This is a genomic window from Ensifer adhaerens, assembly GCF_002007205.1.
Lineage (GTDB): Bacteria > Pseudomonadota > Alphaproteobacteria > Rhizobiales > Rhizobiaceae > Ensifer > Ensifer adhaerens_D.
In genome coordinates, this window is sequence record NZ_LAZS01000011.1 from 35,601 (window position 1) to 53,888 (window position 18,288).

Genomic DNA, 18,288 nt, shown 5'->3' on the forward strand with positions numbered 1-18,288 from the left:
GAGGACACCATGAAAGTCATCGTTCTCGGCGCCGGCATCGTCGGCGTCTCCTCGGCCTACCAGCTTGCCAAGAGCGGCCATGAGGTCACCGTCATCGATCGCCAGCCTGGGCCGGCGCTGGAGACGAGTTTTGCCAATGCCGGCGAGGTTTCCTTCGGCTACTGCTCGCCCTGGGCGGCACCCGGCATCCCCATGAAGGCGATGAAATGGCTGTTCATGGAGCACGCGCCGCTCATCCTTCGACCGAAGGTCGATGCCGCGATGATCTCCTGGATGATCAAGATGCTCTCGAACTGCACGTCCGGGCGCTATGCGATCAACAAGAGCCGCATGCTGCGGCTTGCCGACTACAGCCGTACCTCGCTCGCCGCTCTGCGGGCCGAAACCGGCATCGCCTATGACGAGCGCATGCAGGGAACGCTGCAGCTCTTCCGCACGCAGGCCCAACTCGATGCTTCGGGCAAGGACGTCAAGGCGCTTGCCGCCGACGGCATTCCCTACGAGGTTCTGGACCGCGACGGCTGCATTCGTGTCGAACCGGCGCTGAAACATGTGCGCGAAAAGATCGTCGGCGGCCTGCTGACGCCGAAGGACGAGACCGGCGACTGCTTCAAGTTCACCAACGGCCTTGCGAAGAAGGCGGAAGAGCTCGGCGTGCGCTTCAACTATGGCAGCATCATCCGCGGCCTCGACGTGGAAGGCGGCCGGGTCAAGGGAGTCGTCACCGCGCACGGCACGCTGCAGGCGGACGCCGTCGTCGTGGCGCTCGGCAGCTTTTCGCCGCTCCTCGTCAGGCCACATGGCATCCGCCTGCCGGTCTATCCGGTCAAGGGCTATTCCTTGACCATCCCGATCACCGACGCCTCGCGCGCCCCGGAATCGACGGTGATGGACGAGACCTTCAAGATCGCCATCACGAGACTCGGCGACCGGATCCGCGTCGGCGGCATGGCGGAAATCTCCGGCTACACCAACGATCTTGGCGAGCCCCGCCGCCTGACACTCCAGCACTCCGTAACCGATCTCTTCCCGGGCGGCGACGTGTCGAAGGCGAGCTTCTGGTCGGGCCTTCGCCCCATGACGCCGGATGGCACGCCGGTCATCGGCCCGACGAAGGTCGCGGGCCTCTATCTCAACACCGGTCACGGCACGCTCGGCTGGACGATGAGCTCCGGTTCGGCACGCGTGATCGCCGATCTCGTCAGCGGCCGCAAGCCGGAGATCGACGCCACCGATCTCGCGATCGCCCGCTACGCGTAAATAGCGTCGGGAGCGCTCCGACGCGACCGTAACACAAAGGCAGGCTTGCCCAGGAGCGGACGGCAGGCCGGCCCTTTGTCGGCCGGCTGCCATTCCCTTTGCGTTCGTCCGTCTAGAGCATCCTGCCTGCAAGTGGAATCACTTGCGGGCGGAGAGATGCTCTAGAATCAAAGTGCTAGAGCGTCCTTGGTGCGTTCGTATGAACGCACGGCGCTCTAGATCAGCCAATCGGCGTCCAGCGCGTAGGCCTCGATGGAGTCGATCTTCATCTCCGCCCCATCGTCAAAGCTGTCATCGGGTGTGCCAGCCATACCTCCGACGGCGAGATTGACGAGCATGTACATCGGTTCGTGCATGTCCGCAGGCGTGTCGGCGCGCGCGATCTCCGTGTCGTCGAAATACCAGACGATCTCGTCCTCCGTCCAAAGCACGCCGTAGTCGTGGAAACCGTCGGTATCGGCGACCTGCGCGCCGTCTCGGCTGATCGTGTGCTCGCCGCCTTCGTTGGAATGGGCGGTGGTGATGACGGTGTTTTTGTCCTGCCCGCGCATTTCGACGACGTCGAGTTCCGGCGGCCAGGATCCGTCGGCGGGCAGCAGCCAGAAGGCGGGCCAGGCGCCCTGATCGTCCGGCATGTCGGCCCGCATCTCGAAGTAACCGTAGGTCTGGGCGAAGGACGAATAGGTCGTCAACATCCCGGACGTGTAGTCATAGCCACCGATCTCGGACTGGATTGCCTCAGAGGCGCGCTCTGCGGTGATCGTCAGTACACCGTCCTCGACCGAAAATGGGTTGGCGGAGGCGGTCGGCCCGTAGTCCGGATTGACGTACCATTGCAGCTCGCCGTTTTCGGTCAGCGTCGCCCCCTTTTCGGGCGCCCACCAGTATTTCGCATCCCAGACACCGCTCGAGCCGTCGGTGAGCTGAAGCGTGTCGAAATCGTCCGAGAAAGTCTGCGTCAGGGCGGACCGGTCCAAGCTCAGCTTGAACTGGCTCTCCTGCAGTTGGTCGGCGGTCGTATCGGCCAGGACCAGGCTCTCGCCATCGGTGAAATGGAGGCGGAGATCGTCCCCTTCCTGGGCGGAGTTGGCCAGGACGTCCTCGAACGAGGTGAGCCCATAACCGTCGAGGCGGACTGTATCGTTGGAGCTGAAATCGACGATGAGGTCGCTTCCATTGCCGTGCTCGAACACGAAGGTGTCGGCCCCGCCGGAGCCGATGAGCACGTCATTGCCCGCGCGCCCGTCGATGGTCTGGCTGCCCGCTCCACCGGTGATGATGTTGTCGCCGCTGTTGCCGAAGGCATGTCGGCCGTTGCCGGTGACGGTCAGGTTCTCGAAGTTCTCCGGCAAAGTGTAGCTCATCCAGGTGTTGATCGTGTCTACACCCTCATCCGGTGCCTCCTCGGCCCGGTTGGTCGATGAATAGAGGTAGTAGATGTCGTCGCCCGTGCCGCCGATCATGGTCACGTCGACGGAGCCGTCGCCCCAGATCGAATCATTGCCGGGCGTGCCATAAAGCGTGGGCCCGGATGCGGTTGCGGAAAACCAGGCCGTCGAAGTTCCGCTGTAATGAACCGGTTGTCCGAGGGCATTCATGGCAGTTCTGCTCATCGAGAAGTCTCCTGCTTAAGAGCTTGCCCCTTCCCGATGAGCACCTGTAGCATCTCAAGCTTTCGCCCACACCCCCAACTTTTGTGAAAAATCCCGACCGGCTTAAGCGTATTTCGCCGCGAGAAGGGCTGCGAGTTCCGCCTGGCAGTTCACGAGCGGACGTGTGTCCTGATTTGCTTTCGCCATTGCCATGGACCCCGAATAGGCGGCGATTATCAGGGTAGCGAGGCTGTCGGGCTGGATGCCGTCGACACGCTTCAGGCGGATGTCCTCCTGGAACCGCGCAGACAGCGCTTTCTCCCAGGCGTCAAAAATCGCACCTAGCGCCTCCTGCATCTCTTCATCGTGCCTGGAGACTTCCATTGCCATATTGTTGAGCGGGCAGCCGGAGACGGAACCGTTGCGTGAGAGTTCGGCGATGATGTCGGTGAAGATCCGATCGATTGCCGTCGGCGCGTCGCTGCAGGCACGCAGCGGTTCGATCCACGTGTGCCGCACCGCTTCGGCGACGCGATCGTGGATGACTGCCAATCCGAGCTCGCGTTTCGCTGGAAAATGGTGCGCCATCGCGCCCCCGGATACGGAAGCCCTCGCCCGCAATTCCGACATTCCCGTCGCGAGATACCCTTGCGTGACAAAGGCCTGGTAGGCCGCATCCACGATCCTGCGCCGTACCGCTTGAGGATCGTTGGTTCTTTTGTGTTCGATCATGATCGTCCCTGAAAACGCGATCAACATAGTGCCTTGACAAAACAGGACAATCGACCTGTTTTGGAGATCCCATGGAATTGCACAGTGTTTTCGAACTCCGCCGTTACCGACTTCATCCCGGCGGAAGGGAGCGCCTGATCGGCCTTTTCGACCGCGAATTCGTCGAACCGCAGGGAGCGCTCGGCATGCGCGTTGAAGGGGAATTCCGCGACTGCGGCGATCCCGACGCCTTCGTCTGGGTGCGGTCCTTCTCGGACATGGGGACACGCACGGACGCGCTCGCTGCTTTCTATTCGAGCCCGGTCTGGAAGGAGCATGGGCCATGCGCCAACGAGACGATGCTCAACGCGGACAACGTGTTGCTGCTGAAGCCTGTTGCCGGCACGCGCCCGTTTTCACGTAACCGCTCAAGGCGACAGGAGGCAATGCCGACCAAGGGCCTCGTTACCGTCAACATCTGCTCGCTGGCTCTCGGCACAGAGGACAAGTTCGCCGCATTCTTCATCGCCGAAGCGCTGCCGATTCTGGAAGGGGCCGGCGCTCGCGTCGATGCCCTCTTCACCACCGAACGCAGCGTGAACGGCTTTCCGAGACTTCCCGTCCGCGAGGGCGAGACGGTGTTTGTCTGGTTCGAACTGCATGAGGACGAGGACGGCTTTTCACGGCATCAGGAGCGATTGCGCAAGGACGTGAGATGGACCAGTGAGGTCTTTCCGCACATGGACAGCCAGTGCTGGCGAAGAATCGAGGTCTCGCGCCTCACCCCGACATCGCGGTCGCTTTGCACGTTGTAGTCGGCGTCTGTGCTCATGCTACGATCGGTACGCAGTCAGAACCGCCAGGGCTCGCCCAGGCGGAACCAAACCAGCCTCCAGGCGTTTCGCGCGTGCAAGAGGGAGGTGAAGAATGAAACACACGGATGTTCGAACGGTCGACAACTCCCAGGTCAGGCATATCTGGGACGTCGCGGACTATTGCCGACGGACCGGTATTCACAAGACCGAAGAGCAGCGCCTGATCAAGGTGCTCGGCAGGTACGCGACGCGCCACGAGCTTCAGATGAACATCGTGCGCGTCCAGACGCGCATTCGCTGAAGACCCGACAGCCCGCCGGTAGCCGTCAGATCCAGCCCGTGAGGGCTTCGTGTTTCCGCCATGCGTCGGTTCCGATGACGAAATCCCAAGCGGCCGCGTTCGGATGAATAAAATTTTTTCGCCGACGATGGATGAGAAATCGCATCGGCTCCGTATATGCGGGTATGGATTCGAAGAAAGGCGCTTTTGACGTTATTGGGCAGCTCGCGGCGCTGCGGCGGTATGCGCGCTCGCTTGCGCGCAATGCGCCGGACGCCGAAGATCTCGTTCATGATGCCTTGGTAAGAGCCTACGAGCGGCGCTCGACCTTCCGATCTGGAGCGAACCTCCGAAACTGGCTCTTCGCCATCGTTCGCAATGCGCATATCGATCGCGTGCGGTCGGCGTTGTCGCGCGGCCAGCGTGACAATCAGACGGCACAGGAAGCCGTCTTGTCCTACCCGGCACACCAGGAGCACAGCGTCCGGCTGGCTCAGGTTCGCGAAGCCTTCATGCTGCTTCCGCAGGAGCAACGCGAAGCTCTTCATCTCGTTGCCGTCGAAGATCTTTCCTACCAGGAGGCTGCCGACATACTCGACATTCCCGTCGGGACTTTGATGTCGCGTGTCGCCCGCGCAAGAGCGACCCTGAGAGACTTCGAGAGCGACGGGATGAAGCCCACCCATCTAAGGCTTGTCGGAGGCGAGAATGATTGACGTCGATACGATGACCGATAGCGATCTTAACGCCTACGTCGACAATCAACTCGATGGTGCCGGTCGGCTCCGGGTCGAGACGTGGCTTGCCAGGAACCCGGATGCGGCGGCGCGTGTCATGGCCGACCTCGGCATGCGGACCACGCTCAAGCTGGCAATGACGTCGGATGTCGTAGCCGGTCGTCCGGAGACGCGCGAGGCGGCCCGGCGCCTGTCGTCGGGACTGGCGAATGCGCGCGTGTGGAACGTCCTGCAAAAAGTGGCGGCGGTCGGCCTGATGGTGTCGGTCGGGTGGATTGCCCATTCGTCCGTCGGCCCGAGCGAAGTCAATGCCTCGGCCCACCCGCCCGCTTTTGTGGAGCATGCCATCCGTGCCCACCAGACTTCGCTCGTAAGGGCTGGAATGCCGTCACAGCCGGAGGTGCAGACCTATGATCGGGACGATATTCGCGCCGCAACCGCCATCGTCATGCCGGAGCTTCCGAAGGGCTGGAACGTCGTCGACGTCCAGGTATTTCCCTCGGAGTTCGGGCCCAGCGTCGAGGCGAGCGTCAAGACCGATGCAGGTACAGTCATATCCCTCTTCGCCGGCAGGCCAGGTCGCTTCGCGGTAGAGCCCGTGAAGGACCTCAACCTTTCCAATGCCGAGGCTGCCTGGTGGCAGGTCGGCGAGGTTGCCTATGCCGTCGTCTCAAGCACGCCGGGCATCGGCCTCAGCGATGAGGCCGAGCTTCTCAAAAATTCACTCTACTGAGGAAACGTCCATGTATCAGAACCAGAACCGCTTTGGCGGCATGAGCCAGGCTTCGGCCGCGGCCCTCGACGAGGGCCTTCGCCAGCATATGCTGCGCGTCTACAACTATATGGGCCTCGGCCTTGTCGTGACGGGTCTCGTGGCCTTTGTCGTCGGCACCACCCCGGCGCTCTACGTGCCGATCTTCTCCACGCCGCTGAAGTGGGTGGTGATGCTGGCGCCGCTCGCCTTCGTCTTCTTCTTTTCCTTCAAGATGCATTCGATGTCGGCATCCGCAGCGCAGATGACCTTCTGGGCCTTCTGTGCCGTCATGGGCCTGTCGCTCGCCTCCGTCTTCCTGGTCTTCACCGGCGCCAGCATCGCCCGCACCTTCTTCATCGCTGCCACCATGTTCGGCGCGACGAGCCTCTACGGTTATGTGACGAAACGCGACCTCGCGAAATTCGGTTCGTTCATGATCATGGGCCTGATCGGAGTGATGATCGCCTCGATCGTCAATATCTTCCTCGGCTCCAGCGCCCTTCAGTTTGCCGTCTCGGTGATCGGTATCGTCGTTTTTGTCGGCCTGACTGCCTGGGACACGCAGAACATCAAGGAACAGTATGCCGACAATTTCGACCAGGAATCCCAGCAGAAGCTCGCGGTCTTCGGCGCCCTCTCGCTCTATCTGAACTTCGTCAACATCTTCCAGCTGTTGCTGAATTTCACCGGCCAGCGCGAAGAGTAACAGTCGCCGATATCAAGGACATATCTTATGGATCGCAATGATCAGCAGGCCATAGACGGCCTGTTCTCCAAACTCGCCCAGGCGGAGCGCCAATCCGCTCCGCGCGACGCCCAAGCAGACCGCTTCATTCAGGAGCGGATCGGTCAGCAGCCGGGCGCGCCCTATTACATGGCGCAGACGATCGTCGTACAGGAACAGGCACTCGAAGCGGCTCAACGCCGTATCGAAGAGCTGGAAGCGCACACCACACAAAACCAGCAGCGTGGTGGCTTCTTCGCCTCGATGTTCGGCAGCAACGCTGCCCCTCAGCGCCCGGCGCCGCAGCAGGCCGGGTATGGCCGTGCCGCGCCGAGCACGCCATGGGGCAACCAGAACCAGGCTTACGGCCAGCCGATGCAACAGAGCACCGGCGGCGGCTTCCTCGCCGGCGCTGCCCAGACCGCGATGGGTGTCGCCGGTGGCGTCCTGCTCGGCAACGCGATCGCAGGCATGTTCGGTGGCGACGAGGCACAAGCGGCTCAACCGGCCGCCCCAACTGCGGAGCCGGAAGCGCCTGCCGACGACATGGATTTCGGCGGCGAAGAATTTTGATGCCGCTTGTGGCTTTCGGGGGGATCGATCCCCTTGCCCCGGAAGCCAGCCTCCCTCAGAGACAGCCTTCTCTCATGACCCCACCGGCGCCAAGCCCACGGCCTGCCCCCTATCCGGTCACGATGACCCGCCACCTTGCCAGTGGCGCCGGGTGGGCCGATTTCGGCTTGCTGCTTGCCGCACCTTCCCCGGCCTTTCCGATGAGACGGATCATGCGGCATGCCTGACGATGCCGAACCTGACCAACGTTCGCCCGGTCGTACACCCGCCGCGCCGCTAGACGGTTTTACGGCCCCCTATCGTCTGCCCGCAGCCGTCTATCAGAAGGCCTGGCGGAGCTTTTCTTTTCCCCTTAACAATAGAAGGATTGGCCTTGCCCTGACGGCTGGCCTTTAAACCCAATGATGTTCGAATGGATGTCTGATCCGGCCGCTTGGGCGGGTCTCGCCACCCTCATCGTTCTCGAGATCGTGCTCGGTATCGACAACCTCGTCTTCATCGCCATCCTCGCGGACAAACTTCCGGAGCATCAACGGGAAAAGGCCCGCCTGATCGGCCTCGGTCTGGCGCTTGGCATGCGCCTCGTCCTGCTGGCGTCGATCGCCTGGATCGTGACGCTGACCGCTCCCCTGTTCACGGTGCTCGGCGCGGAGATTTCCGGCCGGGATCTGATCCTGCTGTTCGGCGGTCTGTTCCTTCTGTTCAAGGGAACGATGGAGCTTCACGAGCGCCTTGAAGGTCATGCTGGCCACAAGGAGGGCAAGGTCGAGCACGCCGTCTTCTGGCAGGTCCTCGTGCAGATCGTCGTGCTTGATGCCGTTTTCTCTCTCGACAGCGTCATCACCGCTGTCGGCATGGTTCAGCATCTCTCCATCATGATGATTGCGGTTATCGTCGCCGTCGGCGTGATGCTGCTCGCCTCGAAGCCGCTGATGGCCTTCGTCTCGAAACACCCGACCGTCGTCATCCTCTGCCTCGGCTTCCTGATGATGATCGGCTTCTCGCTGATCGTCGAAGGTTTCGGTTTCCATATCCCCAAGGGTTATCTCTATGCGGCGATCGGCTTCTCGGTGCTGATCGAGGCCTTCAACCAGATCGGCCGCCGCAATCGCGAGCGGTTCATGACGACCGGTGACTTGCGCGAGTGCACCGCGAACGCCGTTCTCTCTCTCTCCTCGGCCGGCGCAAGAGCGAGACGTCGCTCGGCGAAACGGCCGATGTCATCGCGGAGCGGGCGACGGAAGACGAGCTGTTTACGCCGGCCGAGCACGAGATGATCGAGGGGGTGCTGACACTTGCAGACCGGCCCGCGAAATCGGTCATGACTCCGAGGCTCGATGTCGAGTGGCTGGATATCGAGGAGAGCGACGACGAGCTGCGTCGCAAGATCATCGAGACGGGGCATTCGCGCTTCCCGATCGGCCGCGGCAATCTCGATGAATTCCTTGGCGTGGCGCTGGCAAAAGACCTTTTGAGAGACCTGCTCGAAACAGGCAAGATCGACTTCAGCCGATCCCTGCGCCAGCCGCTGGTCGTGCATGAAACCGTCAGTGCGCTGCGTCTGCTCGAACAGTTGCGCCAGTCTCCTCTTCAGGTGGCAATCGTGCTCGACGAATATGGTTCGATGGAAGGCCTGGTTACGCCAACCGACCTGCTCGAGGCGATTGCCGGTGACTTTGCCGACGACGATGAGGACCAATTGACGGTCGAGCACGAAGAAGACGGCGCCCTGCTCGTCGATGGGTGGATCGATATCCGCCATGTCTCCAAGCTGCTGGAGGTCGATCTCGTGGATGAGGCCGACCGCTACTCCACGCTGGCGGGCCTCGTTCTCTGGCGTCTTGGACATCTGCCGAACCAGGGCGAAAGCGTAAGCTTCGGTGGCCTGACCTACGAGGTCGTCGCATTGGACGGCCGCAACATCGACAAGGTCAGGATTCGAAGGCAACAGTCGGAAGACACGAAGGTCGCCCAGCTTCGTTGAACTTCGGCCCGGATGCTTGCTTGAGCCGCGTCCGTCTGTTGCCCGCCGGCATTCGGCTGGCCACGGAAATAGGCGTCGCGCCGGCGTTCGGCGCGCAGCCCGATTTTTGCCCGAGAACGTCTACTCCGCCGGCTCGGGCGTGAAAAACACGTCGGCATGCATGTCTGAGCGGTTCAGGCCGCGCGCAAAGGCAACCTCCATGGCCGCATCGACCATCGGCGGCGGGCCGGCGACATACGCTTTCCATCCATCGAGGTCAGGCAGGTCCTCGGCCACAGCCTGCGTCACAAATCCGCGTCGGTATCGTGCCGAATCCGCCTCCGACAGGACGACCTGGAAGAAAAAATTGGCGTGCCACTCGGCGAGCGCGCGAAAATGATCGACGAGGTAGAGATCACGCTCGCTGCGTGCGCCGAAGTAGAGATGGATCGGCTGCTTCATGCCGTGGGCAAGGGCGGTTTCGACGATCGATTTGATCGGTGCGAGACCGGAGCCGCCAGCGATGCACAGGATCGGGCCGGAGTGGTGCTCCCGCAGGTAGGAAGACCCCCGAGGGTATTCGAGCGTTACCTTGTCGCCGGCCTTCAACGCGCCGTGCACATATTGCGAGGTCGCTCCACCGACGACGTGGCGAATGTGGAACTCCACGCCGCCGTCGCCATGCCGGTTGGCCATGGAATAGCTGCGGGCGGGGACCCCGCCGAAACTCACCTGCGCATATTGTCCAGCGACGAAACGAGAGCTGCCCCCATCTTCCGCATCGATGCGCACCAGCTTGATGTCGTGCGTGAGGTCCTCCAGATGCGTAACGATGCCGCTTAGCCGTTGGGGCGTTTGGAAGGCATCTTCTTCGCCGCCTCCAAGCCATGCCACGGCGGTGTCCGTTACCGGAAGCGCCCGGCAGGCAAGGATGAGACCGCCGGCTTTCTCCTCATCGGTGAGGGCGAAGGGCGAATGCTGGAGAAGCTCCACCTCGCCTTCGATCAGCCGAGACTTGCAAGCGCCGCACCGCCCGGATCTGCAGCCATGGGGGTAAGGAAGCTTGGCGGCGAGCGCAGCGTCGAGAATGGTCTGGTCGGCGTGCACTTCGAGGTTTGTTCGTGCCGATCGTATGTCTATGCGTTTGACGGTCATATCAAATGTTTCCTCACAGAGTTCGAATTCTCTCGCGGGCCGGTTCCTGACGGCGACAAGCGAAAATGCCCTCAGGCTGCGGCTTCCAGCGCTGGTAAGGTCAAGGGGTATCGGATCCGCGCCGACGTTCTCAGTTTCGGAAATTGGAATGCGACGGCGAACCTGGACCGATCGCCTAGTGGGCCTCTCGGCGCGACCACACGAATGACGGTGGCGTGGTGCCCCAGCAAAGGGCACAGCTCAGTCGTGGTCGGCGGCTCCCCCCCGCCGGAGTGCCAACCGCGGGGAACACACAAGACGAAAATCCAGATTTTCCAATCTCTTCCCGGCAGAGCCTGACCGTTTGCATCAGGGGGAGCGAAAGAAATTTCTGGAGGCCTTGACCTTTCCATCGTTGGAAACGGCACCTTCGCGAAGAACTGATCGCTGTCGTGGCCGCTCCGGCCGCAAGCGTGAATAAATGAAGGTGAACGAGAATGAGTAAAAAGGTCGCTGTCCTGTTCTTAGCCGGTGTCGCCACCGTTGGAGGGCTCGCCCTTTTAAGCGGCGAGGGAACGGGAGCCTTCACCAATCGCCTTCTCGAGCTTGCCTCCTCGTCCAGTGCGTCAGAGGCAGTCGCGGCGACCGGGGCCGAGGGAGCGCCCATTCCCAAGGTTCCGGTCGCCGAGGTCATCACCCGCGAGGTTGCGCCTGCGGTGGAGTTCACGGGCCACTTCGAGGCGGCAAAATCCGTTGAATTGCGTCCGCGGGTTGGCGGTGCCATCGACGTCGTGAGCGTTTCCGAAGGCGGTCTCGTGCAGCCGGGACAGGTGCTGTTCCAGATCGATCCCCGACCGTTCCAGGTTGCCCTGGATGCAGCCAAGGCTCAATTGAAACAGGCGATCGTTCTGCTCGATCATGCCGACATCGCGTTCCAGCGCGCCAAATCCCTGGCTCCGAACGGAACCGTATCGCGCAAGACCTATGACGACGCGGAGGCCGTGCGTCGCCAGCGGCAGGCCGAGGTCGAAATTGCAAAGGCAACGGTGGCCGCCGCCGAACTCGACCTCTCTTTCACCCGCGTCGCGGCCCCGATCGGCGGGCGGGTCGATCGTGTGCGCGTGAACGAGGGAAACCTGGTTACCGGCGGCAACGCGGGCGCCGCCACGTTGCTTACCACCATCGTCTCGACCGCCCCGCTCTACGTCTATTTCGACATCGATGAGGCCACGTTTCTGGATTTCGTGTCGCGTGCACGGCCCGGCAAAGGTGACGGCGCGACTGCGAACCTGCCTGTCCAGGTCGGGCTGATGACGGATGCCGGCTTCCCCCATGCCGGCGTTCTCGATTTCATCAGCAATCGGGTCGAACGCAGCACCGGCACGATCCGGGCGCGGGCGATCGTCCAGAACCCGGATGGTCTGCTCGCTCCCGGTCTGTTTGCACGGGTGAACCTCGTGACGGCCGAACCGGCCTGCACCGTGCTGGTCGACGATCAGGCGATCGGTACCGACCAGGGGCGCCGCTATGTGCTGGCGCTGGGCTCGGAGAACAAGGCCGAGTACCGGCCGGTTGAGCTCGGACCGATGATCGACGGCCTGCGCGTGGTCGCAACCGGTCTCAAGCCGGGTGAGAAGATCATCATCAAGGGGCTCGTTCGCCCCGGCATGGAAGTGGACCCGCAGACGGTCTCGATGGCGCCTGGCCAAGCCGCAGGAAGCGATTTGGCGGCGACGGCTTCGCAGGAGGCGCGTCGATGAACATCCCACGCTTTTTCGTGGACCGCCCCATCTTTGCGGTCGTCCTCTCGGTATTGATGCTGATCGGCGGTGGCCTAACGCTCCTGAAACTGCCGCTCAGCGAATATCCCCAGGTGACCCCGCCGACGGTGCAGGTCACCGCAAGCTACCCGGGGGCGAGCCCGGAGGTGATCGCCGAAACGGTTGCCGCTCCGCTGGAACAGGTGATCAACGGCGTCGAGAACATGCTCTACATGAGCTCGCAAGCCGCGACCGACGGACGCATGACGCTGACGGTGACCTTTCAGCAAGGCACCGATCCCGACATGGCGCAGATCCAGGTTCAGAACCGCGTCTCGCGCGCGCTTCCACGGCTGCCGCAGGAAGTTCAGCGCATCGGTGTCGTGACGCAGAAAACCTCGCCCGACATCCTGATGGTCGTGCACCTCGCCTCGCCTGACGACCGCTACGATCCGCTCTACCTGTCGAACTTCGCGACGCTGCAGGTCCGCGACCAGCTCGCGCGCCTGTCCGGTGTGGGTGACGTGCTCGTCTGGGGAGCCGGCGAATACTCCATGCGGGTCTGGCTCGACCCGGCCAAGGTGGCGGCGCGCGGATTGACCGCCTCCGATGTGGTCGCCGCAATCCAGGAGCAGAACGCTCAGGTTGCCGCCGGCTCGGTCGGCCAGCAACCGGATGCCTCGGCAGCGTTGCAGGTCACCGTCAACACGCTCGGCCGGCTATCCAACGAGGAGCAGTTCGGCGCGATCGTCGTCAAGACCGGCGCCGATGGCCAGGTGACCCGGCTGCGCGACATTGCCCGCATCGAACTGGGCGCAGATTCCTACGCCCTGCGCAGTCTTCTGGACGGCAAGCCGGCGCTGGCGCTGCAGATCATCCAAAGCCCAGGCGCCAACGCGCTCGACGTGGCAAGCTCTATTCGCGCCACGATGGAAGACCTGCAGAAAGGCTTTCCGGAGGGCATAGAGTATCGAATCGCCTACGATCCCACCGTCTTCGTGAAAGCCTCGCTGGAGGCCGTGGTGATGACGCTGCTTGAAGCGATCGTTCTCGTGGTCATCGTGGTCGTGCTCTTCCTTCAGACTTGGCGCGCGTCGATCATTCCTCTGGTTGCCGTGCCGATTTCCTTGGTCGGCACATTCGCGCTGATGTACATGTTCGGCTTCTCGCTAAACACGCTGTCGCTGTTCGGCCTGGTGCTCTCGATCGGGATCGTGGTCGACGATGCCATCGTCGTCGTCGAAAACGTCGAGCGTCACATTGCGCTTGGCGAAACGCCGAAGGAAGCAGCCCGCAAGGCCATGGACGAAGTGACCGGCCCGATCATTGCCATTACCTCCGTGCTGTCGGCCGTGTTCATTCCGTCAGCCTTCCTGTCCGGCCTTCAAGGCGAGTTCTATCGCCAGTTCGCCCTCACGATCGCAATCTCGACCATCCTGTCGGCGGTCAACTCCCTCACCCTTTCCACAGCACTTGCGGGCGTGCTTTTGAGGCCGCACCATGGCGACGTGAAGCGCGACCTGCTGACCCGGGTGATCGACGGCCTGTTCGGCTGGTTCTTTCGGCTCTTCAACCGGTTCTTTGACCGCGCATCGAATGCCTATGTCTGGTCGGTGCGCCGCGCCGTAAGGCTCAGCGCGCTCGTCCTTCTCGTCTACGCCGGTCTGGTCGCCATGACATGGCTGGGCTTCCAGACCGTGCCGGCCGGATTTGTCCCGGCGCAGGACAAATACTACCTGGTCGGGATCGCGCAATTGCCAACCGGGGCCTCGCTCGACCGGACCGAGGCGGTCGTCAAGAAAATGTCGGAGATCGCGCTTGCCGAACCGGGCGTCGAAAGCGTCGTCGCTTTCCCGGGGCTTTCCGTCAACGGCATGGTCAATATTCCCAATGCCGCCGTCATGTTCACGATGCTGAAGCCCTTCGACGAGCGCAACGATCCTTCCTTGTCCGCATTCGCGATCGCTGGTCGGCTTATGGGCAAGTTCAGCCAGATACCCGATGGGTTCGCCGGCATCTTCCCGCCGCCACCCGTTCCGGGCCTCGGCACGACTGGTGGCTTCAAGATTCAGGTCGAGGACAGAGCCGGGCTCGGCTTTGCGGCGCTTGCCGAAGCGCAAGGCGCAATCATGGGCAAGGCGATGCAGGCACCGGAGCTTGCCGGCATGCTCGCAAGCTTTCAGGTGAACGCGCCGCAGGTGCAGGTGGATATCGACCGGGTGAAAGCCAAGTCTCAAGGCGTGCCGCTCAACACCATCTTCGAAACGTTGCAGGTCAACCTTGGTTCTCTCTACGCAAACGACTTCAACCGCTTTGGCCGGACCTATCGCGTGGTGGTCCAGGCGGACGCGCCGTTCCGCATGCAGCCGGAGGACATCGGCCGACTGAAGGTACGCAACGAGGCGGGCGCGATGATCCCGTTGTCCGCGCTGTTGACGGTCAAGCACAGTTCGGGGCCGGATCGCGTCATGCATTACAACAGCTTCCCGTCGGCCGATATCAGCGGCGGCCCGGCGCCTGGCTATTCGTTCGGGCAAGCGACCGCTGCCATAGAGCGGATCGCATCGGAAACGTTGCCACCCGGCATGACTTTCGAATGGACGGAGCTCGCCTATCAGGAGAAGCAAGCCGGGAACACGGCGATGTACATCTTCCCGCTGTCCGTTCTGCTGGCGTTTCTCATTCTCGCTGCCCAGTACAACAGCTGGTCCTTGCCGTTCGCCGTGCTGCTGATCGCCCCGATGGCGCTGCTTTCCGCAATCGCCGGCGTCTGGTTTACGGGAGGCGACAACAACATCTTCACGCAGATCGGGTTTGTCGTTCTCGTGGGACTTGCGGCCAAGAATGCGATCCTGATCGTCGAGTTCGCGCGAGCGAAGGAAGACGAGGGCGTCGCCCCCCTGTCCGCGGTGCTTGAGGCGGCCAGGCTTCGCCTCAGACCGATCCTGATGACCTCCCTCGCCTTCATCGCCGGGGTCGTGCCGCTGGTGATCGCAACGGGTGCCGGCGCCGAAATGCGGCATGTCATGGGCATCGCCGTCTTTGCCGGCATGCTCGGCGTCACGCTGTTTGGTCTGGTGCTGACACCGGTGTTCTATGTCCTGGTGCGAAAGTGGGCGATCCGGCGAGAAATTGGCCGAAGCTCTGAGGGGGCGTCGCTGGAACAGCGAGCCTAAGTAAAACACAGCCATCGCATGCCGGTCAGGTTGAAACGCCAGCTGGCCGCATGCGATGGCCCCGTCAGGAAGCAAATCCGTTGCCGAGCGATCGGCATGCCGGTGGACGAACACATTCATTGGGAGAGTTTGGGCGCTGATAGTGCTGCCCTATGACGGTCTCGGCAGTATTGCTACGGGATGAGATTTTCGGATGTGCCGGACCACGGACGACGTTCAGTCGAGCTGCTTGGCCAGGACAATCATGTCTGCAAGCTCCGCTTTCACTGGCTTGGAAAAGCGCGTGGGGCCCAGTTCTACAAAACCCCATCTGATGTAAGCGCTTCGTGCCTGTCTTGCTGATGCCATCACGTCCAGCCAGACATAGCGAATGTCGTCCTTCCGCGCATGGGCGATGGCGCATTCTAGGAGTTTATAGCCAATACCGTGCCCCTTGACGCCAGGCAGGAGGTAAATTCGTGGAATCTCTGCGCCACCGGCGCGCGACTGTATTGGATCGGCTGATCCAACAATCATGGTAAGGAAGCCGACAATCGTCTCATCGATCTCAGCGACCCAAACGCTCACCTGCGGACGCTCGATCAGCCGCGAGAACGCGTCCGAACTGAAAGTCGCCAGGTGGCGCGCCAAGGCAACGCTGTCGTCCCAAAAGTACGCATATTCTGCCGCATAGGCGGCTGGGCCTACATAGCCAAGTTCCTCAACATCTGCTGCGGTCGCACGCCGCAGGCGAGGTTCCAGGCGATCCATAAGAGGCTCCGTATCGATGAACGCGCCCACTGTTGCACTGCCTATCAAGGACATCAAATGCCGATCTGCGCCGAGCTGTGCAGCCATTCGTGAGGAGTTACCGGGCGCAAGCCGCAGAGGTCACGCAAACGTGCAAGGACGTGACCGGCAACGGATTGCATCGGATGCGAACCCTGCTAACACGCGGTTTCTCAAGCACCGCGTCGGAAAATCAGCGACCGGTCGACGTCGGAATGCCTCGTGCCGGGGCAGCTTTGCCTACTTCCCCTTCGTTGATCCCGATCGGCCTGTCTCCCATATGCCGCAAGGCCTGGTCTATCCGCCAGGCAAGCTCCAACAACAACGATCCAGGAAGACCGAAATGAACAATAGTGGACGCCAAATGGGCAACTCTTTCGCCGCGCATAACCTTCGCGATCGGCTGGCCGCCGACGGTCTCGCCTATCTTGCCGCTCTGCTGCCCGTGTTCTTGCTGCTCTGCTAGGCTCCCGGCGCCGCGGAGCGCCATCGCAGAAGCGCGCGGGTCATCGCGCTCAAAGCCACCTTCGGCGCAAGAAGGAACCCCACTCAGCTTCAATCCTCAGTCTTCGCAGGCGATCGCCGCTTGTGAAGTGCGCGGCGTACGAACTCGTAAAGGTAACGAGCAGGATGCGCGCCATCCTCGGATCTCCTCCGGCCCTCTCGATCTCGTCGGCAATCTCGCGGCAGAGAGCTTCGCTCAATGCGGGCTCGGCGAAACGCCGCTTCGCCATCTCCAGGATGCGTTCGATGAAAGCGAGATCGACCACGTAGGTCGGCATTGATCCTTCGGTCATGATGATGCCCCGCTATCTGCGGAGTACGACTGGAATGATCTTCGATGCGCTCGCGCCGCCGAGCATGATCTCGAACTGCGCACCTGGTAGAAGACAGGGTCGCGATGCGCGTCCTGTCCTTTGCGGAAGACAATCATATTCCCTCTCACTCGATACGCATCCCTCTGGTGGCTCAACCACCGAATGCGCAAAGAGTTCCAGAGGAGATCAGCTTTTTCGGATAAAAGACTGCCTCTGCCCTAGACACCAAGCGATCACAGGTCAATCGGCGAGGCCTGCGGGCTGGACAAGTGTTCGTACAGTGCGAGCGCTGGCGGCGTCAGCGCTCTTTCCGTGCGGACACAGACCGACAGTCGCCGCGTTGCCCAATCGTCGGCAAGGCGGATGAACGCGGTCTTGGCAGATCTGCCGCAGCGGCGTGCTGCGGTTTCGGGCATGATGCCAAGGCCGACACCCGCCGAAACCATGTGACAGATACCTTCGAAGGTGCGCATGCGCGACCGCATCTTCAGCCTCAGTCCCAATCGCGCGGCTTGCGCGTCGATATGGCCCTGCAAGGCGCCATCCGCCAGGCCAACGAAATCCTGGTCGAGGATGTCGGCAAAGGCGAGGCGCTTGCTTGCCGCCAATGCATGATCGCGCGGGATGACGACGACGAGCCTATCGATGGCGAAGGGACGAAGATAAAGGCCGCCGGTGTTGACTGCGTCCGAAAGAATGCCGATCTCCACCAGATCGGCAGCGAGGGCTCTCGCGACTTCTATGCTTTGCCGTTCCTTCAACTCGACGTTGATCCGTGGATGCGTTGCCATCCAGGTGCCGAGCCGCTGAGGCAGGAACTCGGTGAGAGCGGCCGTGTTCGCCGCAAGCCGGACGGTGGCGCGAAGGCCACTGGCGTGCTCACTAAGCTCGCCACGCATATGGGACATCTGGCGCAGGATCAGGCGGGCGTGATGCGCCAGTGCTTCTCCCGCCGGCGTCGGCCGCACCCCGCGGCGGCCACGTTCGAGCAGCCTGACCTTGCCGATGGCCTCCATGTCGCGCAGGCGCTCGCTTGCGGCCGGCAACGAAAGCCCGACGTCCGCAGCGCCGTGGGTGATGCTGCCGGCGTCCACCACGGCGAGAAACAGACGAAGGTCGGTGAGATCGAAGCGCATGGAAAAGAGGCTAGCGGAAAAACAGCCTTCGGACCAGCCGAAGTCTGCCTGCGGATCATCCGCATTGTGCCGACACGCCGATGCTTT

At 62.2% G+C, this 18,288-nt stretch carries 16 protein-coding genes and 1 pseudogene; 11 read left to right on the plus strand and 6 right to left on the minus strand.

The genetic code is table 11. From position 1 onward, the window contains the following. Positions 1-9: 9 nt before the first annotated feature. A complete protein-coding gene (locus XB14_RS23800; RefSeq protein ID WP_077964919.1) occupies positions 10-1,260 on the plus strand; it encodes a D-amino acid dehydrogenase in 1,251 nt (416 codons plus the stop codon). 215 nt (positions 1,261-1,475) lie between these two features. On the opposite strand, the gene XB14_RS23805 is transcribed toward XB14_RS23800, so the two are convergent. Together XB14_RS23805 and XB14_RS23810 are read right to left on the minus strand one after the other, a co-directional pair. Then, complete coding sequence (locus XB14_RS23805; protein ID WP_077964921.1) at positions 1,476-2,873, minus strand: family 16 glycosylhydrolase; 1,398 nt, start codon at positions 2,871-2,873, stop codon at positions 1,476-1,478. Between the two features lie 102 nt (positions 2,874-2,975). Further along, positions 2,976-3,611, minus strand: a complete 636-nt coding sequence (locus tag XB14_RS23810) for a TetR/AcrR family transcriptional regulator (protein ID WP_234804132.1) — start codon at positions 3,609-3,611, stop codon at positions 2,976-2,978. Positions 3,612-3,655: 44 nt separating this feature from the next. Between XB14_RS23810 and XB14_RS23815 the strand changes: the two genes are divergently transcribed. From XB14_RS23815 to XB14_RS23845, 7 genes and pseudogenes are all read left to right on the plus strand, one after another. After that, positions 3,656-4,378 carry an NIPSNAP family protein gene (locus XB14_RS23815; RefSeq protein ID WP_077964923.1) on the plus strand — a complete coding sequence of 241 codons (723 nt, stop codon included), beginning with the start codon at positions 3,656-3,658 and terminating at the stop codon, positions 4,376-4,378. 112 nt (positions 4,379-4,490) lie between these two features. After that, positions 4,491-4,679, plus strand: a complete 189-nt coding sequence (locus XB14_RS23820) for a hypothetical protein (protein ID WP_077964931.1) — start codon at positions 4,491-4,493, stop codon at positions 4,677-4,679. 164 nt (positions 4,680-4,843) lie between these two features. Then, the gene (locus tag XB14_RS23825; RefSeq protein WP_077964947.1) at positions 4,844-5,374 is read left to right on the plus strand and encodes a sigma-70 family RNA polymerase sigma factor; all 531 of its coding nucleotides are present in this window, start codon (positions 4,844-4,846) and stop codon (positions 5,372-5,374) included. Continuing rightward, entirely contained in the window at positions 5,367-6,128 is a 762-nt protein-coding gene (locus tag XB14_RS23830) for an anti-sigma factor family protein (protein ID WP_077964948.1), read from the plus strand. Before XB14_RS23825 ends, XB14_RS23830 begins: the two co-directional genes overlap by 8 nt. A gap of 10 nt (positions 6,129-6,138) precedes the next feature. After that, positions 6,139-6,855 (plus strand): Bax inhibitor-1/YccA family protein, encoded by a 717-nt coding sequence (locus tag XB14_RS23835; RefSeq protein WP_077964949.1) that lies wholly within the window; start codon positions 6,139-6,141, stop codon positions 6,853-6,855. A 27-nt stretch (positions 6,856-6,882) separates the two neighbouring features. Beyond that, on the plus strand, positions 6,883-7,446 hold the full coding sequence (locus tag XB14_RS23840) for a DUF2076 domain-containing protein (RefSeq protein ID WP_077964950.1): 564 nt from the start codon (positions 6,883-6,885) through the stop codon (positions 7,444-7,446). 401 nt (positions 7,447-7,847) lie between these two features. Beyond that, positions 7,848-9,430 (plus strand): annotated as a pseudogene (locus XB14_RS23845) (TerC family protein). A 120-nt stretch (positions 9,431-9,550) separates the two neighbouring features. Here XB14_RS23845 and XB14_RS23850 read toward each other — a convergent pair. Next, the gene (locus tag XB14_RS23850) at positions 9,551-10,564 is read right to left on the minus strand and encodes a 2Fe-2S iron-sulfur cluster-binding protein (protein WP_077964951.1); all 1,014 of its coding nucleotides are present in this window, start codon (positions 10,562-10,564) and stop codon (positions 9,551-9,553) included. A 476-nt stretch (positions 10,565-11,040) separates the two neighbouring features. Here XB14_RS23850 and XB14_RS23855 point away from each other — a divergent pair, with 476 nt between their 5' ends. Together XB14_RS23855 and XB14_RS23860 are read left to right on the plus strand one after the other, a co-directional pair. Next, complete coding sequence (locus tag XB14_RS23855; protein WP_077964952.1) at positions 11,041-12,303, plus strand: efflux RND transporter periplasmic adaptor subunit; 1,263 nt, start codon at positions 11,041-11,043, stop codon at positions 12,301-12,303. Further along, positions 12,300-15,479, plus strand: a complete 3,180-nt coding sequence (locus XB14_RS23860) for an efflux RND transporter permease subunit (protein ID WP_077964953.1) — start codon at positions 12,300-12,302, stop codon at positions 15,477-15,479. The genes XB14_RS23855 and XB14_RS23860 overlap by 4 nt, the downstream gene beginning before the upstream one ends. Before the next feature lie 216 nt (positions 15,480-15,695). On the opposite strand, the gene XB14_RS23865 is transcribed toward XB14_RS23860, so the two are convergent. Beyond that, positions 15,696-16,316: a GNAT family N-acetyltransferase gene (locus XB14_RS23865; protein ID WP_077964954.1), complete on the minus strand. Its 621-nt coding sequence runs from the start codon at positions 16,314-16,316 to the stop codon at positions 15,696-15,698. A gap of 274 nt (positions 16,317-16,590) precedes the next feature. On the opposite strand from XB14_RS23865, the gene XB14_RS33790 reads away from it, so the two are divergent. Further along, on the plus strand, positions 16,591-16,713 hold the full coding sequence (locus XB14_RS33790) for a hypothetical protein (protein ID WP_268802304.1): 123 nt from the start codon (positions 16,591-16,593) through the stop codon (positions 16,711-16,713). Positions 16,714-16,762: 49 nt separating this feature from the next. Here the strand turns inward: XB14_RS33790 and XB14_RS23870 are convergent, their stop codons facing one another. Together XB14_RS23870 and XB14_RS23875 are read right to left on the minus strand one after the other, a co-directional pair. Then, positions 16,763-17,044 carry a hypothetical protein gene (locus XB14_RS23870; protein WP_179119650.1) on the minus strand — a complete coding sequence of 94 codons (282 nt, stop codon included), beginning with the start codon at positions 17,042-17,044 and terminating at the stop codon, positions 16,763-16,765. A 254-nt stretch (positions 17,045-17,298) separates the two neighbouring features. Continuing rightward, positions 17,299-18,201, minus strand: a complete 903-nt coding sequence (locus XB14_RS23875) for a LysR family transcriptional regulator (RefSeq protein WP_077964957.1) — start codon at positions 18,199-18,201, stop codon at positions 17,299-17,301. Between the last annotated feature and the right edge of the window lie 87 nt (positions 18,202-18,288).